At 71.2% G+C, this 22,478-nt stretch carries 19 protein-coding genes; 5 read left to right on the top strand and 14 right to left on the bottom strand.

The annotated features are described in order from the left end of the window. Nucleotides 1-66: 66 nt before the first annotated feature. From AB0C25_RS32915 to AB0C25_RS32925, 3 genes are read right to left on the bottom strand one after another with little or no spacing between them, the layout of a single operon-like run. Entirely contained in the window at nt 67-717 is a 651-nt protein-coding gene (locus tag AB0C25_RS32915) for a DUF3618 domain-containing protein (protein WP_357378503.1), read from the bottom strand. Continuing rightward, a complete protein-coding gene (locus AB0C25_RS32920) occupies nt 714-1,181 on the bottom strand; it encodes a phage holin family protein (RefSeq protein ID WP_357378505.1) in 468 nt (155 codons plus the stop codon). Before AB0C25_RS32920 ends, AB0C25_RS32915 begins: the two co-directional genes overlap by 4 nt. A 31-nt stretch (nt 1,182-1,212) precedes the next feature. Continuing rightward, a complete protein-coding gene (locus AB0C25_RS32925; protein ID WP_357378507.1) occupies nt 1,213-2,034 on the bottom strand; it encodes a hypothetical protein in 822 nt (273 codons plus the stop codon). 229 nt (nt 2,035-2,263) lie between these two features. On the opposite strand from AB0C25_RS32925, the gene AB0C25_RS32930 reads away from it, so the two are divergent. Further along, a complete protein-coding gene (locus AB0C25_RS32930; RefSeq protein WP_357378509.1) occupies nt 2,264-2,755 on the top strand; it encodes a DUF4383 domain-containing protein in 492 nt (163 codons plus the stop codon). Between the two features lie 66 nt (nt 2,756-2,821). Beyond that, entirely contained in the window at nt 2,822-3,481 is a 660-nt protein-coding gene (locus tag AB0C25_RS32935) for a DUF6766 family protein (RefSeq protein WP_357378511.1), read from the top strand. 3 nt (nt 3,482-3,484) lie between these two features. Here the strand turns inward: AB0C25_RS32935 and AB0C25_RS32940 are convergent, their stop codons facing one another. From AB0C25_RS32940 to AB0C25_RS32980, 9 genes are all read right to left on the bottom strand, one after another. After that, nucleotides 3,485-3,934 (bottom strand): GNAT family N-acetyltransferase, encoded by a 450-nt coding sequence (locus AB0C25_RS32940; protein ID WP_357378513.1) that lies wholly within the window; start codon nt 3,932-3,934, stop codon nt 3,485-3,487. A gap of 70 nt (nt 3,935-4,004) precedes the next feature. Continuing rightward, the gene (gene obgE, locus AB0C25_RS32945; RefSeq protein WP_357378515.1) at nt 4,005-5,480 is read right to left on the bottom strand and encodes a GTPase ObgE; all 1,476 of its coding nucleotides are present in this window, start codon (nt 5,478-5,480) and stop codon (nt 4,005-4,007) included. A gap of 93 nt (nt 5,481-5,573) precedes the next feature. Then, nucleotides 5,574-5,828 carry a 50S ribosomal protein L27 gene (gene rpmA / locus AB0C25_RS32950; protein WP_007464062.1) on the bottom strand — a complete coding sequence of 85 codons (255 nt, stop codon included), beginning with the start codon at nt 5,826-5,828 and terminating at the stop codon, nt 5,574-5,576. Between the two features lie 11 nt (nt 5,829-5,839). Continuing rightward, nucleotides 5,840-6,154, bottom strand: coding sequence for a 50S ribosomal protein L21 (rplU, locus tag AB0C25_RS32955; RefSeq protein ID WP_007464063.1), 315 nt, complete (start codon nt 6,152-6,154; stop codon nt 5,840-5,842). 211 nt (nt 6,155-6,365) lie between these two features. Beyond that, entirely contained in the window at nt 6,366-6,857 is a 492-nt protein-coding gene (locus AB0C25_RS32960) for a hypothetical protein (RefSeq protein WP_357378517.1), read from the bottom strand. 116 nt (nt 6,858-6,973) lie between these two features. Beyond that, nucleotides 6,974-10,027 (bottom strand): Rne/Rng family ribonuclease, encoded by a 3,054-nt coding sequence (locus AB0C25_RS32965; protein ID WP_357378519.1) that lies wholly within the window; start codon nt 10,025-10,027, stop codon nt 6,974-6,976. Nucleotides 10,028-10,158: 131 nt separating this feature from the next. Then, nucleotides 10,159-10,971, bottom strand: a complete 813-nt coding sequence (locus AB0C25_RS32970) for a TIGR03936 family radical SAM-associated protein (RefSeq protein WP_357244175.1) — start codon at nt 10,969-10,971, stop codon at nt 10,159-10,161. A 161-nt stretch (nt 10,972-11,132) separates the two neighbouring features. Then, nucleotides 11,133-12,917: a type VII secretion-associated serine protease mycosin gene (gene mycP / locus AB0C25_RS32975; RefSeq protein ID WP_357378521.1), complete on the bottom strand. Its 1,785-nt coding sequence runs from the start codon at nt 12,915-12,917 to the stop codon at nt 11,133-11,135. Between the two features lie 174 nt (nt 12,918-13,091). Beyond that, nucleotides 13,092-15,140, bottom strand: coding sequence for a TIGR03960 family B12-binding radical SAM protein (locus tag AB0C25_RS32980; RefSeq protein WP_357378523.1), 2,049 nt, complete (start codon nt 15,138-15,140; stop codon nt 13,092-13,094). Nucleotides 15,141-15,482: 342 nt separating this feature from the next. Between AB0C25_RS32980 and AB0C25_RS32985 the strand changes: the two genes are divergently transcribed. Beyond that, nucleotides 15,483-16,469, top strand: coding sequence for a hypothetical protein (locus AB0C25_RS32985; protein ID WP_357378525.1), 987 nt, complete (start codon nt 15,483-15,485; stop codon nt 16,467-16,469). 77 nt (nt 16,470-16,546) lie between these two features. Here the strand turns inward: AB0C25_RS32985 and AB0C25_RS32990 are convergent, their stop codons facing one another. Together AB0C25_RS32990 and ileS are read right to left on the bottom strand one after the other, a co-directional pair. Continuing rightward, entirely contained in the window at nt 16,547-17,236 is a 690-nt protein-coding gene (locus AB0C25_RS32990; protein ID WP_357378527.1) for a lysophospholipid acyltransferase family protein, read from the bottom strand. 104 nt (nt 17,237-17,340) lie between these two features. Next, complete coding sequence (gene ileS, locus AB0C25_RS32995; RefSeq protein WP_357378529.1) at nt 17,341-20,514, bottom strand: isoleucine--tRNA ligase; 3,174 nt, start codon at nt 20,512-20,514, stop codon at nt 17,341-17,343. Nucleotides 20,515-21,031: 517 nt separating this feature from the next. On the opposite strand from ileS, the gene AB0C25_RS33000 reads away from it, so the two are divergent. After that, nucleotides 21,032-21,472: a carboxymuconolactone decarboxylase family protein gene (locus AB0C25_RS33000; RefSeq protein ID WP_357244157.1), complete on the top strand. Its 441-nt coding sequence runs from the start codon at nt 21,032-21,034 to the stop codon at nt 21,470-21,472. Continuing rightward, a complete protein-coding gene (sigJ, locus tag AB0C25_RS33005) occupies nt 21,469-22,347 on the top strand; it encodes an RNA polymerase sigma factor SigJ (protein ID WP_357378531.1) in 879 nt (292 codons plus the stop codon). The genes AB0C25_RS33000 and sigJ overlap by 4 nt, the downstream gene beginning before the upstream one ends. The last annotated feature ends 131 nt before the right edge of the window (nt 22,348-22,478 follow it).

The following is a 22,478-nucleotide window of genomic DNA, read 5'->3' on the forward strand; positions in this document are numbered from 1 at the left end:
GGGACGCGACAGCTCGCGGGCACCGGGATGGTGGCCGCGAGCTGTCGGCGTGGTGTGGCGGTGAGGTCAGGGGCTGACCTGGTGCCGGGCCTGCTGAGCCTGGTCCTTGACGTCGTGCGCGGCCGACCTGCTGTCGTCCTTGACGGCGTGCACGGCGTCCTGGGCGGTGGACCGCACCGACTGGGCGGCCTGCTGGGCGGGCTCGCGCAGCTCCTCCTTGAGCTCGCTGGCCACCTCCCCCAGCTTGTCCTTCACCGCACCGCTGTGCTCCCCGACCCGATCCTTGAGCTGGGTCGCGGCCTGCTGCTCGCGGCGGGAGGCCGGGATCAGCGACGAGGCCAGCCAGCCGACGCCGAACGCGATCAGGCCGGCGGCGAGAGGGTTGCCCTGGGACTTCTGCCGGATCACCCGCGGCGCGCTGTGTGCGGCACCGCTGACAGTGGTCGCCGCCGAGTGCGCGGCGTCGCTGACGCTGGACGCCGCCGACGAGGCGCGGTCGCCCACCGAGTGAGCCGCCTGGCCGGTGCCGTGGCCGAGGTCAGACGCGGTTCCCATGACCTTGTCCCTCACATTCTGCAGAGCGGAACGGGCCCGCTGCTTGCGGTCGTCGACGATGCGGCTGGGGCTGACCTTGTACGCCAGCGCGTCCACATCGGAGCTGAGGCTGTTACGGGTGGCTTCGATCTCCCGGCGGATCTGATCGGGATCGGTGCTCATCGGGTTACTCCCTCCGGGTGCGGCTTGAGCGCGTCGGGGATCCGCTGCACGCTGTCGTTTGTCTGCTTGAGCCCGCGGACGTGCTGGGCGTTCTTCTTCGCCATGGAGTAGAGGACGGCACCGATCGCGGCCCACACGACGGCCACGATCAGTGCGGCCAGGCCGGAGTCCATGACGTTGTCCAGGAACTGCCACACGGCGATGGACACGAAGAGCGCCACCATGTAGCCGCCGAAGGCGGCCCCACCGAAGAGCCCGGCGGCCTTGCCGGCCTTCCTGCCCTCCTGGCGGATCTCGGCCTTGGCCAGCTCGACCTCCTGACGCATCAGCGTCGACAGGTCACTCGTCACCTGGCGCATCAGCTCACCGATGGAGCTGCCCTTCACCTCCGCCGCGGTGTGCGGGGCACCCGCGTCGGGCTGGTATCCGGAGCCCAGGCCGGACCCCTGCGTCGGCGTGGTCATGCCGTCGCCTCCCTTCGGATGACTCGGCGGCTCACGGACGGGGGGTGCCGGTGGACGGAACGCCCGGCAGCGGGTCGGTCTGCTGTACCGGCGGCAGCGGCTGCCCGGTGCCGGAGTACTCCGGGGCACCGTCCCGACTCGGGTCGGCATAGCCGCCGGGCGTCGGGTCGGCGTAGCCGCCGGAGGTCGGCTCGGTGCGCGTGCCGGGGGTCGGGTCGAGGTAGCCGCCCGGCGGGACGGCGTCCGGCACCCCGCGGGGCGCCGGCGGCGGCGTCGGGATGACGGCGGTCTGCTCCGGGTCGTACGCCCCCGCGCCCCGGTAGGTCGAGGATCCGTTGCCGGAGTCGTGGCCAGCGGCGGAGACGCTTCGGGTCAGCCGGCCGGCCAACACACCGAGAACGGCCGCGCCGACCAGGAAGGTGCCGGGATTGCGCCGGGCGTAGTCGCGTACCTCGGTGATCAGGTCGCCGGGCTCGCGCTGCTCCAGCCAGCCGGCGACGCCGTGCACCCGGTCGGCGGCCTGACGGGCCAGCTCGGTCACCGGGCCGGCCTGACCACCCTGCTCGGCCATCGAACGCATCTCGTCGGCAAGCGAGCGCAGACCACCGGCGGCCCGACGCTGCTGCTCACCGGCCTGGCTGGTGAGTTGGGTGCGAGTCTCGCCGTACAGGTTGCGAGCCTGGCGGGCCGCCTCGCGGCCGACCTCGGTGCCCTGCTCCTTCGCGGTCTGCGCGACCGCGCCGCCAGCCTGCGCGGCTTCGGAACCGACCTGGCGCACCTGGTCGCGAACGCCACCGCCGTTCGTCGACTCCTGCCCGTACGTGGAAGACGTAGGTGAAAGATCGTAAGACATGATTTCCCTTCCGCTCAGAAAGTCGTCGCGGTTGTGCTGGGGGATGCGGCGCGTTGCCGCCGCCGCTGACCATTCACCTACCCTGCGTTTTGGCTTCCATACCTCTTCGTGCATTTCTCTGCGCGGCCCACCGGTTGGTCTTCAAAATGGAGGATCGTCGGGCTGCGTCATGTCGCCGCTGCGGACAGTGCGGTTCGCGAGGGCCGGCAGAGCCACGGAGGGGGCAGCGATGGCACGAGACGTGCGGGGTGGCCGACGGGCTGGTCCCCGACCCCGGGTCCAGGTGGCCGCGCTGGTCGTGGCCGGGGTCTTCCTGCTGATCGGCGTTCTCGGCTTCGTTCCCGGTGTCACGACCGACTACGGCGAGCTGAGATTCGCCGGGCACCACTCGGACGCGCGACTGCTCGGGCTGTTCCAGGTGTCGATCCTGCACAACGCGGTGCACCTGCTCTACGGGCTGGTGGGCCTGGTGCTGGCGCGCAGCGTCGCCGGCGCCCGGGTGTTCCTGGCCGCCGGCGGGGCGAGTTATCTCGCGCTCTGGCTGTACGGCCTGGCCATCGAGGCCGTCGACCCGGAGAGCGGGGCGAACATCCTGCCGGTGAACGACGCCGACAACTGGCTGCACCTCGCACTCGGCTTCGGGATGCTCGCGCTCGGGCTGCTGCTGTCGAACCAGGCGGGCACCGGCGGACGCCTGGACAACCCCGCTGACCACCACTGACCTCGAACTTTGGGGTTTCCCGGTCACGCCCGCCGGGGTATGTCGACAGGCGGAGGAGGTGCGATCATGCCTCGTTGGCTACGCGACAACGCCCTGGCCATCGCCATGCTGGGCGCGTTCCTGATCTTCCTGGTGTTGCAGAGCGTCTTCGGCTGGCAGACCCACAACGAGGAGCTGACCGAGTTCGGGGCCGCGCCACTGAGCTGGCCGGCGTACCTGGGCAGCGGGCACTTCGCCGAGGCCGTCTTCGAGAACTGGGAGTCGGAGTTCCTGCAGATGGGCGGCTACGTGCTGCTCACCGCGTACCTGGTGCAGCGGGGCTCGGCCGAGTCGAAGCCGGTGGACCAGACCGACCGGCCGGAGGACGACGAGCGCCGGGCCACGCCGCAGTCACCCTGGCCGGCGCGCGTCGGCGGCCTGCCCCTGGTGATCTACCGCAACAGCCTCGCCCTCGCGCTGCTGCTGATCTTCGCCGGTTCGTTCGTCGGCCATCTGTTCGGGGGCACCGCCGCGTACAACCAGGAGCAGGCGCTCCAGAGCGGCGCACCGCCGATCGGCGTGTGGGAGTTCCTCGGCACCAGCGACTTCTGGTTCCAGTCCATGCAGAACTGGCAGAGCGAGTTCCTCGCCGTCGGAGCGCTGATCCTGCTGAGCATCGTCCTGCGTCAGCACGCCTCACCCGAGTCGAAGCCGGTGACCGTCGCGCACGCCAGCACGGGCGCGTAAGCGTCAGGCCGCGACCGGCAGCCGCTTCGCGAAACAGATGCTGTACGGGTTGCCCACGTACTCGCCGTAGACCGGGATCTGGTCATAGCCGGACGAGGTGTACAGCGCGATCGCGGCCGGCAGGTAGGTGCCCGTCTCCAGGCAGACCACCGACTGCCCCTGCCGGAACGCACACTCCTCCAGTGCGGCAAGCAGTTGACGGGCGATGCCCCGACCTCGGTAGGCGGGCCGGACGTACATTCGCTTGATCTCGCCGGTGCCGGCATCGATCGACTGGAGCCCGCCACAGGCGACCGCCCGACCGCGCACCACCGCCGCCAGGTAGCGCACGTCGTCGTGGGGGACGAAGACCTGCCCGTCCAACCCACCATCAGCCGTACGCAGCTCATGCTGCTGCGCGATGAGCAGGGCAGCGATCTCCGGATCGATGACGGGCCGAGACTCGATCAGCATCACCCCACGCTAGGACGGGTGGATTTCGCGAAGGTTTCCGGAAATCAACCCGATCACAGAGCGCAACGGACTACTCGGCGTCGTCCTCGTACTCGTCGTCGTCGTCGTCGAGATCGTCGGACGAGTCCGCGCCCACCTCGTCCGATCGCACCCGGCGGGCCTTGCGGGCGGCGAGCCGGTCCGCCGCGGAGAGCCGGTTCGACTTCTCCTCCAGCCGGACGTCGGTGCCCCGGTTGCCGGGTACGAAGTCCACGCCGGCGTAGAGCGTCGGCTTCCAGTCGAACTCGCGCTCGCCGATCCGGACCAGATCACCGGGCGCCGCGCCGGCCTTGGCCAGCTTGTCCTCCACCCCGAGCCGGGCGAGCCGGTCAGCGAGGTAGCCGACCGCCTCGTCGTTGTCGAAGTTGGTCTGCTTGACCCAGCGCTCCGGCCGGACACCGCGAACGGTGAACGAGCCGTCGGCCTCGGCGGTGATGGTGAAGCCGTCGTCGTCCACCGCGATCGGCCGGATCACGATCCGGGTCGGCTCGGCGGGCGGCGCGGCCTTACGCTGCGCCTCGACCAGATCGGCCATCGCGTAGGTGAGCTCCTTGAGCCCCTCCCGGGTGGCCGCGGAGACCTCGAACACCCGGTAGCCGCGCTCCTCCAGGTCGGGGCGCACGATCTCGGCGAGGTCCCGGCCGTCCGGCACGTCGACCTTGTTCACGGCGACCATCCGTGGGCGGTCGCTCAGCCCGCCGTACTGGCTCAGCTCGGCCTCGATGGCGTCGATGTCGGCGACCGGGTCACGGCCGGGCTCCAGGGTCGCCGAGTCGATGACGTGCACCAGCACGGCGCAGCGCTCGATGTGCCGCAGGAACTCCAGGCCCAGCCCCTTGCCGCTGGCCGCGCCGGGGATCAGACCGGGCACGTCGGCGACGGTGAAGGTGTGGTTGTCCATCCGGACCACGCCGAGGTTGGGCACGAGGGTGGTGAACGGGTAGTCGGCGATCTTCGGCTTCGCGGCGGAGATCACCGAGATCAGCGACGACTTGCCGGCCGACGGGAAGCCCACCAGGCCCACGTCGGCGACGCTCTTCAGCTCCAGCACGACGTCCAACTGGTCACCGGGCTCGCCCAGCTCGGCGAAGCCGGGCGCCTTGCGCTTGGCGTTGGCCAGCGACGCGTTGCCCCGCCCGCCGCGGCCGCCCCGAGCCACCTCGAAGGTGGTGCCGGCGCCGACCATGTCGGCCAGCACGGTGCCGTCGGTGGTCTGCACCACCGTGCCGTTGGGCACCTTCAGCAGCAGGGTGCGGCCGTTGGCGCCGTCCCGGTTCGACCCGGCGCCGCCCTTGCCGTTGTCGGCCTTGACGTGCGGGTGGAAGTGGAAGTCGAGCAGGGTGGTGACCTGCGGGTCGACGACCAGGGACACGCTGCCGCCGTGCCCGCCGTTACCGCCGTCCGGCCCACCGAAGGGCTTGAACTTCTCGCGGTGGATCGAGACACAGCCGTGCCCGCCATCGCCGGCCTGCAGGTGCAGAACGACCCGGTCAACGAACGTCGCCACGGCGTCAATCCTTCCAGCGAGGTCCGACCCCGCACTTCGAAAAAAGCTAAGCGGGCCGGGACCCGGAGGTCCGCGGCCCGCTTAGCCGGAGAACTACTGCTGCGGAACGATGCTGACGGTCTTACGACCGCGCTTGGTGCCAAACAGGACCGCACCGGCCGACAGCGCGAACAGCGTGTCGTCGCCGCCACGGCCGACCAGGTCACCGGGGTGGAACTTGGTGCCACGCTGCCGGATGATGATCTCACCGGCGCTGACAACCTGACCACCGAAGCGCTTCACGCCGAGTCGCTGGGCCGCGGAGTCACGACCGTTACGCGAGCTGGACGCACCCTTTTTGTGAGCCATTGGAGGACGACCTACTTCCCGCTGGAGATGCCGGTCACCTTGACCTGGGTCAACGGCTGGCGGTGACCCTGGCGCTTGTGGTAGCCGGTCTTGTTCTTGAACTTGTGGATCCGGATCTTCGGGCCCTTGGTGTGCGCGGCGATTTCGCCGGACACCGCGACCTCGGCAAGCTTCGCCGCGTCGGTCACCAGGTCGTCACCGTCGACGAGGAGCACCGCGGTGAGCTTCACCGCGTCACCGGGGGCACCGGTGAGCTTCTCGACCTCGATCACGTCGCCCTCGGCGACCTTGTACTGCTTGCCGCCGGTCTTGACGATCGCGTACATCGGAGGCGGACTCCCTGTCGTTGAGGCTGCTGGCGGTCGTCCCCGCGGCGGCTCGCCGGGTAGCAGTGCACGGCGGCGCGGGCACACGGGAACTCGGCACACCAAAGGTGGGCCGCAGGCAAGAGTACGCCATTGCCGGCCCGCACCCCAAACCGGCCTGCCGTAGGGCCTGTTTGATCAGGACTGGCCGCCCTGATGAAACAGGCCCTGCTCAGCGCGCGCAGAGCTCGTCGAGGCGTTGCTGAAGCCTGTCGAGTTCGGTCTCGTCGATGGACTCGACGTCGGCGCCGAGCGCGGCGACCTCGGTGCCGAGATCGGTGAGCAGGGTCTTGAGCTGCGGATCGGTGGCCCGCTCCGCCTGTTTCCGCAGCTCGCTCCGCCAGCCGGCCAACGCCCCTTCGGCCCGTACGCGGGCAGCCTCGGCCGTGCCGGTGTCCCCGGCGCCCACCGCCGCGACCATCTGGCCCAGCTCAGCCACATACGTACGGACGGCGGTGGTGCTGGCCTGCTGGGCGGCGACACAGACCTGCGTGGCGCCGCCCGCCGCGGCACCACTGGCCGGAATGCCGCTCGGCCCGGAGGCGGTGTCACCGGTGGTCACGCCGGACGGACGGGACCCCACGTCCTCCGGCCGGTCGGCGGAACAGCCGGACACGTCGAAGATCACTGTGACAAGCGCGATGACGGCGAGCAGACGACGCATCTTCTTCTCCTGACCAGGGACTGTCGATCCTGGGCCGGAGTGGCACAACGGCGAGGTCCCTCCCCCGTCACTTTGCCGGAGAAGGGACCTCGCCAAACACTTGGCCGGTCAGGCGGTCAGGGGCGCGTCCGCCGGCGCGCGCCACCCCGGCGTGAACGGCGGCGGCCGGCACCACCCTCGGTGCTGTCCTCGTCGCCCTCACCGTCGGCGAGCGCGTCCGGGTCGTCCGCCGCGGCCAGCCGAGCCGACTCCCCCTGCTGAGCGTCGGAGATCGCCGGCGCGGCGGCCGTGTCCGACTCGTAGCGGGACAGGTCGTAGCCCATGGTGTCCTGGTAGTCCACGTCCGGCTCGGCGCTGGTCTCGGTGTCGACGACCTCGACCACGGCCCGCTCGGCCGGTGCGTTCTTGCGCGCCCGGCGACGGGACGACGCGGTGCCCTGCTCGACGGCCGGGGCGGCAGCCACCGAGGAGGCGACCGCCTTGACCTTCTCCCCCGCACCGGCGACGCGCGCCTTCTCCGGCACCGGCTCGGTGTGCATGATGACGCCCCGACCCTTGCAGCACTCACAGGTCTCGCTGAACGCCTCCAGCAGGCCCGCGCCGATCCGCTTACGGGTCATCTGCACCAGGCCGAGTGAGGTGATCTCGGTGACCTGGTGCTTGGTGCGGTCCCGACCCAGGCACTCGGTGAGTCGGCGCAGCACCAGCTCACGGTTCGACTCCAGCACCATGTCGATGAAGTCGATCACCACGATGCCGCCGATGTCCCGCAGCCGGAGCTGGCGGACGATCTCCTCCGCCGCCTCCAGGTTGTTACGGGTGACGGTCTCCTCCAGGTTGCCCCCGGAGCCGGTGTACTTACCGGTGTTGACGTCCACCACCGTCATCGCCTCGGTGCGGTCGATCACCAGCGAGCCGCCGGAGGGCAGGAAGACCTTGCGGTCCAGGCCCTTGATGATCTGCTCGTCGATCCGGTACTCGGCGAAGACGTCGCTCGTGCCGACGTGCCGGCGCACCCGGTCCACCAGGTCCGGAGAGACGTGCGACAGGTACGACTCGACGATGTCGTACGACTGCTCGCCCTCGATGACCAGCTCGCGGAAGTCCTCGTTGAACAGGTCCCGGACCACCCGGATGACCAGGTCCGGCTCCCCGTAGAGCAGCGCCGGAGCGCCACCCTCGGCGGCCTTGGCCTGGATGTCCTCCCACTGCGCCTGGAGCCGCTTGACGTCGCGGGCCAGCTCGTCCTCGCTGGCGCCCTCCGCGGCAGTGCGGACGATCACGCCCGCGCCGTCCGGGACCAGCTTCTTGAGCACGTCGCGCAGCCGCTTGCGCTCGTTGTCCGGCAGCTTGCGGCTGATCCCGGACGCGTTGCCGTTGGGCACGTAGACCAGGTGCCGGCCGGAGAGCGCGATGTGGCTGGTCAGCCGAGCGCCCTTGTGCCCGATCGGGTCCTTGGTGACCTGGACCAGCACCGAGTCGCCGGAGCGCAGCGCCTGCTCGATCGAGCGGGCCCGCCCTTCCAGACCGGAGGTGTCCCAGTTGACCTCGCCGGCGTACAGGACCGCGTTGCGACCCCGGCCGACGTCGACGAACGCCGCCTCCATGCTCGGCAGCACGTTCTGCACCTTGCCCAGGTACACGTTGCCGGCCATCGTGCCGGAGGAGTTGCGGGTGACGTAGTGCTCGACGAGCACCCCGTCCTCCAGAACGGCGATCTGCGTACGGTCACCGCGCTGGCGGACCGCCATCACCCGGTCGACCGCCTCTCGGCGTGCCAGGAACTCCGACTCGCTGAGAATCGGTGGTCGCGTACGCCGCTGCTCCCGGCCGTCCCGGCGGCGCTGGCGCTTGGCCTCCAGCCGGGTCGAACCGGACACGCCCTGCACCTCGTCGACGGTCCGGCGCGGCTCGCGGATCTTCACCACGGTCGGTACGCCGTCGTCGGCGGCACCCTCCGTGTCGCCCGCGCCCCGGCGACGACGACGCCGGCGACGGCGGGTCAGGCCGTCCCCGCCATCGCTGTCCTCGTCCTCGTCGCCCTCGGCCTCGACCTCGGCGGTCTCTTCCTCATCGGCGTGCGCCGCCTCCTCGGACTCCTCGTCCTCGGCGTCGTCGGCCCCTCCCTTGCCCCGGCCCCGGCCCCGGCGACCACGCCGCCGGCGGCGGCGCGCGGCGGCGCTGTCCTCGTCGTCCTCATCCGCCTCGGCGGCCTCGTCGGCCTCCTCGGTCGGCTCCTCCTCGGCCTCGACGGCCTCGATCGGCTCCACCGGCTCGACCTCGCGGCGACCACGCCGACGGCGGCGGGACGGCTCCGCGGCCTCCTCCACCGCCGGCTCCTCGGCGGCGGGAGCGGGCTCGACCGGCCGGGTCACCGGCACGGCGTCCGGCTGGGGAGCCATGAACAGCACGGTGGGCGCGGAGAGCGCCGCCCGCCGACGACGGGTACGCGGCTGCTCCGGCTCGACCTCGGCCGGCTCAATCGGCTCAGCTGTCCCACCGGAGACGGCGGCACCAGGTGACACCTCGCCGGCGCTGGTCCAGGGCGACTTGGCGGGGGTCGTACTGGGGACGTCGTTCAGCTCGGCCTCGGCCTCGCGCAGGTCGGAGGCCACCGGTTCCTCGACGGGCGGTTCCTCGACGACCGGCTCCTCGACGGGCGGCTCCTCGACCGCGGGCGGCTCCTCGACGGCTGCCGGGGTGGCCTTCTTGCGCCGGGTACGGGTCACCTTGACCGGCGGAACCACGTCGGCCGGGGCCACCTCCGCGGAGGACGCGGCGAGCGGCTCCTCGGCGGTCGTCTCGACCGGGGTGGCCTTACGACGGCGTCGGGGGGTCTTGGGCGCGACGTCCTGGTCGCCGGAGATCGGGGCGAAGACCTCCGCCTGCGGCGACTCGGTACTGGCGGCCTCGCTGGTGGACGCCTCGGCTGGAGCGTCGGTCTGCTCCGGCTGGCTCAGCGGGGCGGCGCGACGCCGGGTCGCCCGAGCGCGTCGTACCGGCGCGGCGGGCTCGGCGCTCTGCGCGCCGTCCGGCTCCACCGAAGCCGAACCGACGGCCGTGGTGGGGGTCGCGACGGCGGCGCCGTCGGCCGTGGTGCTCTGGTCGGCGGTCTCCCCGGCCGGCTGTGAACCGGTCCGTTCGCCGCCCTCGGGCTCGTTCTCGAGCATGGACGTTCTCCAGTTCTGGCTACCCCGGGCGCGGGTGAGCGCTGCCACGCAGGGTCGCCGCAAAAGTGTTTCCGCCGGGCGCGCGTGGTGCGCGACCGCCGAAGTCTGCCTGCCAGAACACCAACCGTCGGTCAGTGCCCAACGATGGTTGCCCCGTCGCGATCCGCATCCAACGGATCCACGATCGCACCCTGCGCGGTCAACGTGCCCTGAGCCAGCCGGGTCACCCTCGGCGAGACCGGCGGCTCCAGGTCGGCCACCACGCGGAGGCCGGAAAGGACGTCATCGGGCCGTACGGACGGGGTGACCTGCCGTACGACCAGTTCGAGTATCGCACACGGTACGGCCGGCGCCCCGGAAGGCGTCGGCGTTGGTGCGAGGACATCGATCGATATCACTGCGGCGCGGGCGTCGAAGGTGCGTCGACCCTGCTTGGTCATCCGCTCCACCAGCACCTCGTCCGCAGCGAGGAAGGCGTCCACCGCGGCGCGGAGCACCTCGGTCTCGACCTCGGGCAACTCGATGTGCCAGTGCGACGCCTCGATCCGGTCCGGGAGGTTGCCCCCCTCGGCGATCACGGCGTCCAGGACGTCCAGCCCCGGCGAGAGCGCGGCGTCCAACGCGGCGCGCAGCGCCTCCGGATCGACCTCGGCCTGAAGGGCGATCTCCAGGTACTCCGCCTCGCTCGCCACCCCGGTGGGCGCGGCGCTGGCATAGGAGATCTTCGGGTGCGGGTGGAAACCCTGGGAGAAGGCGACCGGCACGGCGGCCCGGCGCAGCGCACGCTCGAACGCCCGGGCGAAGTCGCGGTGCGAGGTGAACCGCAGCGGCCCGCGCTTGGCGTACCGGATGCGGACGCGCTGGACGACCGGTGCCTGGCCGCCCTCGGGTTGAGGCTTCTTGGCGATCGTGGGCTCCTCGGGTGTACCTGCGTGTCCGACCATCCTGGCCCAGCGCCACCGACGGTACGCAGCCGGGGCGGCCGGATCGCCCGGACCGGCCGGCACAAACCGGCCGGTTGGGTCGCTACCACCCCGCCCCCGAAGCCTGATGGCCGGCTGGCGGCCCCGGAAGGTCACCAGCCGGCCATCTCGATCAGAACCGGTTACCGCTCCTGCGGCCCGCTGGGCGGAGCCCCGCCCGGAGGCCCGTACCCGGGAGGCGGAAGGTGGCCAGGGGGCGAGGGTTGGCCGGAAGCCGAGGGGTGGGCGGGAGGCGAGGGATAGCCGGGAGGAAAAGGTTGACCGGAAGCCGAGGGGTGGGCGGGAGGCGAGGGATAGCCGGGAGGAAAAGGTTGGCCGGAAGCCGGGGGGTGGGCGGGAGGCGAGCCGTTACCGGGAGGCGGGGGGTAGCCGGGCGACGGGGCATACCCGGGAGGCTGCGCGTAACCGGGAGGCTGCGCCTGCCCCGGAGGCTGGGCGTACCCGGAGGGCGGGCCGTGACCGGGAGGCGGAGGGTAGCCGGGCGACGCGGCATACCCGGCAGGCGGGCCGTAACCGGGAGGCTGGGCGTAACCAGGAGGCTGGGCATACCCGGGGAGCGGGCCGTAACCGGGAGGCGGAGGAGGGTAGCCGGGCGACGCGGCATACCCGGGAGGCGGGCCGTAGCCGGGAGGCTGGGGGTAGCCGGGCGGCGGGCCGTAGCCGGACGGCGGGGGTGGGTAGCCGCCGGAGATCATCTGGTCCAGCACCTCGTCCGGGATGTTGGCGGCGGCCCGGACCGCCTCCCGCCGGTAACGCCGGCGGTTCCAGATGAGGAAGACCACAAGCGCCAGCAGCAGCACCAGCGCCACGGCGATGCCGATGACCACGACCATGACCTGCTGGTCGGTGGGACCTCCGCGATCGCCGTGCTGGGAGAGGTCGAACTCCTTCGCGGCCTCGGTGATGACCGGGCCGGGGTCGGTTGTCGCCGCCGGGCCGAGCAGCGGGTTGGTGGTGACCGGCGGTACGTTCGCCGTCAGAGCCTTAATCGGGTCGATCAGCCCGAAGCCGAACTGGGGATCTCGCCCGGCCGGGCCGGCGTCCCGCGCGGTCCGGATGATCCGGTTGATCACGCTCGGCGCGTTGAGATCCGGATACTTCGACCGGATCAGCGCGGCCAGACCGGAGACGATGGCGCCGGAGTCGGAGGTCCCATCGCCCCAGCCGTAGCCACCCTCGGTGGTGGCGTTGTAGATGCCGTCACCCGGAGCGGCGACCACCGCCTCCGGCCCCTGGACGGAGCCGGACCAGAACTTGCCGCCCCTGGTCGTCCCGGTCACCGCGATCACACCGGGGGTGTTGGCCGGTTTTCCGACGGCGACGTGGCCCCTGACGGTGTTACCGGCGGAGGAGACCACGACGACGTCGTGGTCCAACGCGTACCTGACCGCGCTCTCCTCTTCCAGGCTGGCGACGCCCGGCCCACCGATGGACAAGTTGATCACCTGGGCGCCGGCGTCGACGGCCATCCGGATGCCGAGGGCGATCGCCGCGTCGCTGTAGAACCCGCTGCCCTTGCGCATCTTGATCGGCAGGATCTTCGCGCCGGGGGCGACGCCGTCCACCCCGTCGCGACCGCCGCTCTTCGCCGCGATGATGCCGGCCATGTGCGTGCCGTGCCCGTCCTCGTCAGCCCGACCGTCTCCGGAGGCGCCGTAGCTGCGACCACCGGCGAGCACCTGACCGCGCAGGTCCGGGTGGCTGGCCTCGACACCACTGTCGAGCACGGCCACGACCACACCCCGCCCGGTCGAGATCTTGTGCGCCTGGTCGATCCGGAGCTCGTCCAGATACCACTGCTCGGCCCGCCGGGGCGCGGCGACCGCCGGCTGGGCGGCACCGACCACCAGGAAGCCCGCCAGCAGGCAGGCGATCACCGGCCGAAGGCTTCCGACGTTCATCCTCATCCGTCTGTCCTCATCGCAGGATGCCCGGAAATTGCCGGTGTCCATGGATAACCGGACATCGCGCCCTTCCCCCGTCAACGCCACTCACCCGCCGAGCACGAGGCCCGGCGGGTGTTGTGTCGACTGTGGAGGCTATCGGTCACCGCCGCCGGGTGCTGCCCCGCGGCGGGCGGGTCAGGCCGGGTGGTCGGCGGCCGGGACCTTCATTCCGTTGCCGCCCAGCGGGGTGAGTGGCAGCAGCTTCTTACCGGTCGGGCCGATCTGGATCTCGGTGTCCATCGATGGGCAGACACCGCAGTCGAAGCAGGGCGTCCACCGGCAGTCGTCCTGCTCGAACTCGCTGAACGAGTCCTGCCAGTCCTGCCAGAGCCAGTCCTTGTCCAGGCCCGAGTCCAGGTGGTCCCAGGGCAGGACCTCCAGCTCCTCGCGCTGCCGGGTGGTGTACCAGTCGAGGTCGACCCCGAACGCGGGCAGCGTCTCGGCCGCCGCGTCCACCCAGCGCTGGTAGGAGAAGTGCTCACTCCACCCGTCGAACCGGCCGCCGTTCTCCCAGACCTTGCGGATCACCGAGCCGACCCGGCGGTCGCCCCGGGAGAGCAGTCCCTCGATCAGCGACGGCTCGCCGTCGTGGTAGCGGTAGCCGATGGCCCGGCCCAGCGAGCGGTCCGCGTTGATGGCCTGCTTGAGGATCTTGAGCCGGTGGTCGATGACCTCCGGACGGTCCATCGCGGCCCACTGGAACGGGGTGTGCGGCTTCGGCACGAACCCGCCGATGGAGACCGTGCAGCGGATGTCCTTGGAACCGGTCGCGGCCCGGCCGGCCCGGATCACCTCGTGCGCCATCTCCGCGATCTCGAGGACGTCCTCGTCGGTCTCGGTGGGCAGGCCGCACATGAAGTAGAGCTTCACCTGCCGCCAGCCGTTGGTGTACGCGGTGACGACGGTGCGGATCAGGTCTTCCTTCGTCACCATCTTGTTGATGACCTTGCGGATCCGTTCCGACCCGCCCTCCGGGGCGAAGGTCAGGCCGGTCCGCCGCCCGTTGCGGGACAGCTCCTGCGCGAGGTCGATGTTGAAGGCGTCCACCCGGGTCGAGGGCAGCGATAGCGACACGTTCGTGCCCGCGTACTGCTCGGCGAGGCCCGAGCACATGTCGCCGATCTCGGAGTGGTCGGCCGAGGAGAGCGACAAGAGGCCGACCTCGTTGAAGCCGGAGAACTCCAGGCCGTCGCGGACCATCTGCGCGACAGTGGTGATCGACCGCTCCCGCACCGGACGGGTGATCATGCCGGCCTGGCAGAACCGGCAGCCCCGGGTGCAACCCCGGAAAATCTCCACCGCGTACCGCTCGTGCACCGTCTCGGCCAGCGGCACGAGGGGCTTCTTCGGGTACGGCCAGGCGTCCAGGTCCATCGTCGTGCGCTTGTGCACCCGGAACGGCACGTCCGCCCGGTTCGGCACGACCCGCTGGATCCGCCCGTCCGGGAGGTAGTCGACGTCGTAGAAGCGCGGCACGTAGACGCTCTCGGTGCGCGCCAGCCGCAGCAGCAGCTCGTCGCGGCCCCCCGGGGCACCCTCGGCCTTCCACTCCCGGACGATCGCGGTGATCTCCAGCACCGCCTCCTCGCCGTCGCCGAGCACCGCGGCGTCGATGAAGTCGGCGATGGGCTCCGGGTTGAACGCCGCATGCCCACCGGCCACGATCACCGGGTCGGCGTCGGTGCGGTCGGCGGCCAGCATCGGGATGCCGGCCAGGTCGATCGCGGTGAGCATGTTCGTGTAGCCCAGCTCGGTGGAGAAGGAGATGCCGAACACGTCGAAGTTACGCACCGCCCGGTGCGCGTCGACGGTGAACTGCGGCACGCCGTGCGTGCGCATCAGCGTCTCCAGGTCCGGCCAGACCGCGTACGTCCGCTCGGCGAGGGTGTCGGGCAGCTCGTTGAGCACCTCGTAGAGGATCTGCACGCCCTGGTTGGGCAGGCCCACCTCGTACGCGTCGGGATACATCAACGCCCAGCGCACGGTCGCCGCGGCCCAGTCCTTGGTCACCGCACCCAACTCGCCCCCGACGTACTGGATGGGCTTGGAAACCTGGGGTAGCAGCGGCTCGAGCTGGGACCAGACGGACGGCTCCAGGTCACGGCTCGGCGTCGGAGCCGCCGAGCTGGAGTCGTCGCGAGAGTTGGTCGCGGCCGCGCGCGGCGTCGTGGACGGGGCACTCATGATGCCCAAGGGTACGCGCCCACCCGGCGGTGGCGACGCGGTACTAACCTCGGACCGGCGCGAGAGGAGATTGCCGCGATGCCCGAGCCTCAGCCGGGAGCACGGCCGGCCGACGGGAGCACCCCGGGCGCGGAGCCGGACCGGGTTCCGGCGGCCGCCGATCAGCCGGCCTCCCCACCCGTACCGTCGGACCAGCCGGAACCGTCAGACCAACCGGAACCGTCAGACCAGCCGGAACCTCCGACGCGGTCCGAGGCGCCGGATCAGCCGGCACCCTCGAAGCGACCCGAGCCCGCCACCACCGCGGAGGTTCCCCCGCCCAGGTGGAGCGGCTCGGCTCCGGTGCCGCCCCCACTGCCGCGCCGACCGGTCTGGGGCGAGTCGGCCGAGCCGACCCCGCCGCCCCTGCCCGTGGGGCCGCCGGAGCACCAGACTCCCGTCGACCCGTGGGCCGGCGTGGACACCGGTGGCTGGGACCTGCCCTCCGCCGAGCTGCCGCCGCTGCCGCCGATGTCCCCGACGATGCCGCACCCGACGCCGCCGGCGACCCGCCAGTGGTCCGGTCCGCCCGCTCCCCCGGTCGGGTCGCACCCGGTGTCTCCGGCGGCCGCCCCGAGGCCACCACAGGCGACCGGACCCAGGATGCCGACCCGGCCGACGTCGCCGCCGACGCCGCCACCCGCGGTGCCGAAGCAGCGCCGGGGCAGGCGCCCGGCCGCGCCACCCGCGGCGCCACCGGGCTGGCAGGCTCCCCAGGCGTACGTGCCGGTGCCGGTTCGCCGTCGTCGCCGCTGGCCCTGGCTGCTGCTGCTCACCCTGGCCTGCTGTTGCGGCTGCCCCGCCTACTACGGGTTCCCGATCTCAGCCCAGTACCCGGCGCAGGCCGCGCTGCCCGCCCAGGTCGACGATCTGAAGCTGCGGCAGGACGGCCGCAGCGCGGAGACCGCCCGGCAGTTGGAGAACGAGGTACGCGGGGAGCACCTGCTGGCCGAGGGCACCTTCGCCGGTGTCTACTCCACCTCGGGCGGCAAGCAGGTGACGGTCTTCGGCGGAACGGGTTTCCGGTGGAGTCCGGAGTCGGACGCGGAGGCCGAGATCAGCCGGCTCAGCGAGCGGTACGCGCTGGACGCCCCCGAGATTGTGGACACCGGTGTGCGGGGCCGGCACGAGCGATGCGCGGTCGGCCGGTCCGACGGCGGTGACGTGGTGGTCTGCACCTCTGTCGATCACGGCAGCATCGCCACCGGAGTGTTCACCCGGCTGTCCGTCGCCGACAGTGCCACCCTGTTGAACACCCTGCGAGCCCAGATCATCCAACCCAAGGCCTGAACGCGACCCACCCAGCGTTGATCAGGAGGTCTCCCGCCCCACGAAGGCGGTGAACTTCCTGATCAACCGGTGGGGGGTCAGGCCTCGTGGGTCGCGTCCGGGTGGGCGCGTGGCGGGGCGTAGCGGGGGACGTACTCCTGACCGGTGAGCTTCTGGATCTCGCTCATCATCTCGTCGGTCATCTGCCGCAACGAGGTGCGGTCGGTCGGCCGCCCGGTCAGATCGATCGGCTTGCCGAACCGGATGATGATCTCGGCGGCGCCGGGCCGGGGCACCCGGGCGCCGATCGGCTGCGCCTTGTCCGTGCCGATCATGCCGACCGGGATGATCGGCACGCCGGTCGAGGTCGCCAGCCGAACCGTGCCGGTCCGCCCCCGGTAGAGCCGGCCGTCCGGCGAGCGGGTGCCCTCCGGGTAGACCACCACCAGGTCACCGTTCTTGAGCACCGGGATCGCCGCGTCGAACGCGGACAGCGCGGCTCGACCGCCGCCCCGCTCCACCGGGATGGCACCCAGACCGGTGAGGACGAACTTGGAGATCGCGCCCTTCACACCGGCGCCCTTGAAATACTCCGACTTCGCCCAGAACGCCAGGTGCCGGGGCACGACCGTGCCGAGGAACAGCTCGTCGGCCACCGACAGGTGGTTGCCGGCGAAGATCGCCCCGCCGCTCTTCGGCACGTTTTCCAGCCCCTCAACGGTCGGGCGGAACGCCAACCGCAGCGTGGGCCCCACGGCGAGCTTGCCGATGGTGTAGAGCAGGGGCACTGGTCCTCCGGCAGATCAGGTGCGAACAGGCGGTGTCACGGTAGCGGACGCCCGCACACCCCTCGGACGGAGGTGGCGCGACGCCCGCTACCCGACGATCGTCGCTAGACCCGGCGGACGGAGACCGTCACCCGGTCGCCCTCGCCGACCTCACCCGCGAAGCCGTCGATGCCCTCGGCGAAGTCCACCGAGTCGGCCAGCACCTCCCCGGACACGAAGTCCAGGTACCCGGCCACCGCCGCGCGCACCTGCTCGGAGGCCGACACCGACACCACGATCCGGTCCGACACATCCAGGTCGGCGTCCCGGCGAGCCTGCTGCACCACCCGCACCACGTCGCGGGCCAGCCCCTCGGCGGCCAACTCCGGGGTGACCTCGGTGTCCAGCACCACCACACCCTCACCGCCGGGCAGCGGCGCGGAGTTCTCCGCGTCCGCGGCGACCAGCCGCAGCTCGTACTCACCCTCGGCGAGGGTGACGCCGGCGGCCACCGGGGCGCCGTCGACCAGCTCCCAGTCGCCCGCCTTGACCGCCTTGATCACCTGCTGCACCTGCTTGCCGACCCGCGGACCGAGCGCCCGGGGCACCACCGTCAACACCTGCTCGCAGTACGCGGACAGCTCCGCGCTGAACTCGACGGCCTTCACGTTGACCTCGTCGGTGACCAGGTCGGCGAACGGACGCAACTGCTCCGCCGCCGGGGAGGCCACGGTCAGCTTGGACAGCGGCAGCCGTACCCGCAGGCCCTTGGCCTTGCGCAGCGACAACGCCGCCGAGGCGACCGCCCGGGTGGCGTCCATCGCGGCGACCAGGTCGTGGTCGGCCGGGAAGTCGGTCGCCTCCGGCCAGTCGGTCAGGTGCACCGACCGCTCCCCGGTCAGGCCACGCCAGATCTCCTCCGCGGTCAACGGCGCGAGCGGCGCCACCACCCGGCAGAGGGTCTCCAGCACCGTCCAGAGCGTGTCGAACGCGTCTGTGTCACCGGACCAGAACCGGTCCCGGGAGCGGCGCACGTACCAGTTGGTCAGCGCGTCCAGGTAGGACCGGACGGTGGCGCAGGCGCCGGAGATGTCGTACGCGTCCATCTGCGCGCCGACCGTCGCCACCAGCTCGTTGGTCTTCGCCAGCACGTACCTGTCGAGCAGGGCGCCCGCGGCGTCCCCGCCGCCGGTCGGCTCGGCGTCGGTCTTCCGCTTGGCCCGGTATCCGTCGGCGTTGGCGTAGAGCGTGAAGAAGTACCAGACGTTCCACAGCGGCAGCAGCACCTGCCGGACGGCGTCGCGGATGCCCGCCTCGGTGACCGCCATGTCGCCACCGCGCAACACCGGCGAGGACATCAGCATCCACCGCATCGCGTCCGAGCCGTACGCGTCGAAGACGTGGTAGACGTCCGGGTAGTTGCGCAGGCTCTTGGACATCTTGCGCCCGTCCGAGCCGAGCAGGATGCCGTGGCTCAGGCAGTTGCGGAACGCCGGCCGGTCGAACAGCGCGGTGGCCAGCACGTGCATCGTGTAGAACCAGCCGCGGGTCTGCCCGATGTACTCGACGATGAAGTCACCCGGGTAGTGGTGCTCGAACCAGTCCGCGTTCTCGAACGGGTAGTGCACCTGGGCGAACGGCATCGACCCGGACTCGAACCAGCAGTCCAGCACCTCCGGCACCCGGCGCATCATCGACTGGCCCGTCGGGTCGTCCGGGTTGGGGCGGACCAGGTCGTCCACCGCCGGCCGGTGCAGGTCGGTCAGGCGTACGCCGAAGTCCCGCTCGATGTCGGCCAGCGAACCGTAGACGTCCAGGCGCGGGTAGTTCGGGTCGTCGGACTTCCACGCCGGGATCGGCGATCCCCAGAACCGGTTCCGGCTGATCGACCAGTCCCGGGCGTTGGCCAGCCACTTGCCGAACGAGCCGTCCTTGATGTGCCCGGGCGTCCAGTTGATCTCCTGGTTCAGCTCGACCATCCGGTCCCGGAACTGCGTCACCGCCACGAACCACGAGGACACCGCCTTGTAGACCAGCGGGGTGTCGCAGCGCCAGCAGTGCGGGTACGAGTGGGTGTAGGTGTCCTGCCGGAGCACCACCCCCCGCTCCTTCAGCTCCCGGATCACCGGCTTGTTGACGTCGAAGACCTGCTCACCCTGGTACGGCGGGACCAGCGCCGTGAACCGGGTGTGGTCGTCGACGGTGACGATGGTGGGGATGCCGGCGGCGTTGCAGACGTTCTGGTCGTCCTCACCGAAGGCGGGGGCGAGGTGCACGATCCCGGTGCCGTCCTCGGTGGTGACGAACTCCGCGCCGAGCACCTGGTACGCGTTGTCGCCGGCCTGCTCGACGAGGAAGTCGAACAGCGGCGTGTAGCGGCGTCCGACCAGGTCCCGGCCGTACACCGTGCCGACCTGCTCGAACCCGTCCAACTCCTTGGCGTACGCGGCCAGCCGCGCCGCGCCGACCACGTACCGCTCCCCGTCGCGTTCCAGTACCGCGTACTCGATGTCCGGGCCGACGGCGAGCGCCAGGTTCGACGGCAGGGTCCACGGCGTGGTCGTCCAGACGCCCAGCTTGACCGGCCCGCGCAGCAGCTCCGGCGCGGACTCGTCGGCGGTCAGCCCGAACCACACCGACAGCGTGGGGTCGTGCCGGTCCCGGTAGACGTCGTCCATCCGGGTCTCGGTGTTCGACAGCGGCGTCTCGCAGCGCCAGCAGTACGCCAGCACCCGGAAGCCCTCGTAGATCAGACCCTTGTCGTGCAGGGTCTTGAAGGCCCACATGACGCTTTCCATGTAGTCCAGGTCGAGGGTCTTGTAGTCGTTCGTGAAGTCGACCCAGCGGGCCTGCCGGTTGATGTACCGCTCCCAGTCCTGGGTGAACTCCAGCACCGAGGTGCGGCAGGCCTCGTTGAACCGGGCCACGCCCAGGTCGATGATCTCCGCCTTGCTGGTGATGCCGAGCTGCTTCTCGGCCACCACCTCGGCGGGCAGGCCGTGGCAGTCCCAGCCGAAGCGCCGCTCCACGTGCCGGCCGCGCATGGTCTGGTAGCGCGGCACCACGTCCTTGACGTACCCGGTGAACAGGTGGCCGTAGTGCGGCAGACCGTTGGCGAACGGCGGGCCGTCGTAGAAGACGTACTCGTTCTTGCCGTCGTCGCCGGCCGGGCGGGCCTCGACGGACGCCTCGAAGGTCTTGTCGGCCGTCCAGTGCTCCAGCACCCGGCGCTCGACCGCGGGCAGGTCCGGGCTCGCCGGAACTCCGGCGGCGGTCGGGTCGTGCAACGGATAGGCCATCGCCTGTCGCTCTCCTCATGCAGCTCACTCAACGTGGGTCTGCGAGGACGAACCGGCCCAGGGGTACGCCTCGACGGCGCTCCCGGGTGATCCGCGGTACCACCCCGCTTGGCGGTCACGATCGACCGCCCGCTCATTGACCGGCTGTGACGGGCCGTACCCGTCCGGTTCTACTGGGCCGGTGACCCGGCCGTTCTTCCGGAGGCTCACCGGTGATAGCCGGGTCATCGCCATACGAAGCCAACGATACAAGACCGGCCCACCACCCCGCCGCCGACCAATCCACCCCACCCCGACCCACCCCCGCCGCCGCCGCCGCCGCCGACCCGACCCCGTTGATCATGAGGTTATTGCCACCCGCCACGGCGTGTCGTGGCTATAACTCCATGATCGACGGGGGTGGGGTGGGGTGGGGTGGGGTTGTTTGGGTGGCATGACTGGGGTCACAGGTTCGGCTGTCACGGTGCGCCCTCTCCCATCCGTCGTGTCGGTGTCCAACCGATCAGGGGAGGTAGTCATGCAGCGGATGAATCCCGGCGCGGTGGCGCCGAAGGCGTACCAGGCGGTCATGGGGCTGGAGAAGTACGTCCAGTCGAACGTCGACCAGACAGTTCTCGAGCTGGTGAAACTGCGAGCATCGATGATCAACGGATGCGCCTACTGCGTCGACATGCACAGCCAGGACGCGCTCGCCAAGGGTGAGTCGAGCCGGCGGCTGTTCGCGGTGGCCACCTGGCGGGAGTCGCCGTTCTTCGACGAGCGGGAGCGGGCCGCGCTGGACCTCACCGACGCGGTCACCCGGCTCGGTGAGCACGGCGTACCGGACGAGGTGTGGGACGCCGCCGCGAAAGTCTGGTCGGAGAAGGAACTGGCCGACCTCGTCGTCGCGATTGCCACAATCAACGTGTGGAATCGGATCGGAGTGACCATGCGGTTGGAGCCTCCGGCCCACGCGTGACCACTGCGGCGACAGACCCGGCCGGTGCGCTCCAGGCGCACCGGCCGATGCTGCTCGGGCTCGCGTACCGGCTGCTCGGCAGCCGACACGACGCGGAGGACGTGCTCCAGGAGGCGTACCTGCGCTGGCACGGCGTGGACCGGTCGGCGGTCGAGGAACCCCGCCGATACCTGTCCCGGGTGGTCACCCGGCTGGCCCTGGACCGGTTGCGGGCCCGGCAGGCGGCCCGCGAGACGTACGTCGGCACGTGGCTGCCCGAGCCGGTGCCGACCGCGCCCTCGCCGTTCGGACCGTTGGACCGCGCGGAGTTGCGCGACTCGCTCTCCACCGCGTTGTTGCACGTCCTGGAGCGGCTCACCCCGCCGGAGCGGGCGGTGTACGTCCTGCACACCGCCTTCGACCTGCCGTACGCCGAGATCGCCGAGATCCTGGAGCGGACCCCGGAGGACTGCCGCCAACTCCACCACCGGGCGACCACCCGGGTCCATCAGGAGCAGCGTCGCTTCACCGCGAGCCGGGCCGAACGGGAACGGTTGCTGGACGCGTTCCTCGCCGCCGCCCGCGACGGTGACCTGGCGACGCTCACCGGCCTGGTCGCGGCGGACGCCACGGCCTGGAACGACGGCGGCGGTCGGGTCCGGGCGGCCCGCAACCCGGTCACCGGCGCGGACCGGATCGCCCGGTTCTACGCCGGGATCTACGGCCCCGGCCGTCGCCCGGTGACCGTGCGTCCGGTCGAACTGAACGGGGAACCCGCCATGTTGATCACCCGCGCGGACGGCAGTCGGTACACGTTGACCATCGCTGCGGCCGAGGGCCGGATCACCGGGATCTACCTGGTCGGCAACCCGACAAAACTGCCGCCGGTCGACTGAGCCCTCCGGTGCCCACGGCCGGCCCGGACCGCGAAGCCGGCCCGGACCGCGAAGCCGGCCCGGACCGCGAAGCCGGCCCGGACCGCGAAGCCGGCCCGGACCGCGAAGCCGGCCCGGACCGCGAAGCCGGC

This window comes from Micromonospora sp. NPDC048839 (assembly GCF_040649915.1).
In the GTDB taxonomy this organism is placed as follows: Bacteria; Actinomycetota; Actinomycetes; order Mycobacteriales; family Micromonosporaceae; genus Micromonospora.

Excerpts from the sequence above, each read along its gene's own strand:
- AB0C25_RS32920 (WP_357378505.1), bottom strand. The coding sequence starts at position 1,181 with ATGACCACGCCGACGCAGGGGTCCGGCCTGGGCTCCGGATACCAGCCC.
- AB0C25_RS32970 (WP_357244175.1), bottom strand. The coding sequence starts at position 10,971 with ATGGTCGGACACGCAGGTACACCCGAGGAGCCCACGATCGCCAAGAAG.
- rplU (WP_007464063.1), bottom strand. The coding sequence starts at position 6,154 with ATGTACGCGATCGTCAAGACCGGCGGCAAGCAGTACAAGGTCGCCGAG.
- AB0C25_RS32935 (WP_357378511.1), top strand. The coding sequence starts at position 2,822 with ATGCCTCGTTGGCTACGCGACAACGCCCTGGCCATCGCCATGCTGGGC.
- AB0C25_RS32925 (WP_357378507.1), bottom strand. The coding sequence starts at position 2,034 with ATGTCTTACGATCTTTCACCTACGTCTTCCACGTACGGGCAGGAGTCG.
- AB0C25_RS33000 (WP_357244157.1), top strand. The coding sequence starts at position 21,032 with ATGCAGCGGATGAATCCCGGCGCGGTGGCGCCGAAGGCGTACCAGGCG.
- AB0C25_RS32960 (WP_357378517.1), bottom strand. The coding sequence starts at position 6,857 with ATGCGTCGTCTGCTCGCCGTCATCGCGCTTGTCACAGTGATCTTCGAC.
- AB0C25_RS32980 (WP_357378523.1), bottom strand. The coding sequence starts at position 15,140 with ATGAGTGCCCCGTCCACGACGCCGCGCGCGGCCGCGACCAACTCTCGC.
- ileS (WP_357378529.1), bottom strand. The coding sequence starts at position 20,514 with ATGGCCTATCCGTTGCACGACCCGACCGCCGCCGGAGTTCCGGCGAGC.
- AB0C25_RS32965 (WP_357378519.1), bottom strand. The coding sequence starts at position 10,027 with ATGCTCGAGAACGAGCCCGAGGGCGGCGAACGGACCGGTTCACAGCCG.
- rpmA (WP_007464062.1), bottom strand. The coding sequence starts at position 5,828 with ATGGCTCACAAAAAGGGTGCGTCCAGCTCGCGTAACGGTCGTGACTCC.
- AB0C25_RS32915 (WP_357378503.1), bottom strand. The coding sequence starts at position 717 with ATGAGCACCGATCCCGATCAGATCCGCCGGGAGATCGAAGCCACCCGT.
- mycP (WP_357378521.1), bottom strand. The coding sequence starts at position 12,917 with ATGAGGATGAACGTCGGAAGCCTTCGGCCGGTGATCGCCTGCCTGCTG.
- AB0C25_RS32930 (WP_357378509.1), top strand. The coding sequence starts at position 2,264 with ATGGCACGAGACGTGCGGGGTGGCCGACGGGCTGGTCCCCGACCCCGG.
- AB0C25_RS32940 (WP_357378513.1), bottom strand. The coding sequence starts at position 3,934 with ATGCTGATCGAGTCTCGGCCCGTCATCGATCCGGAGATCGCTGCCCTG.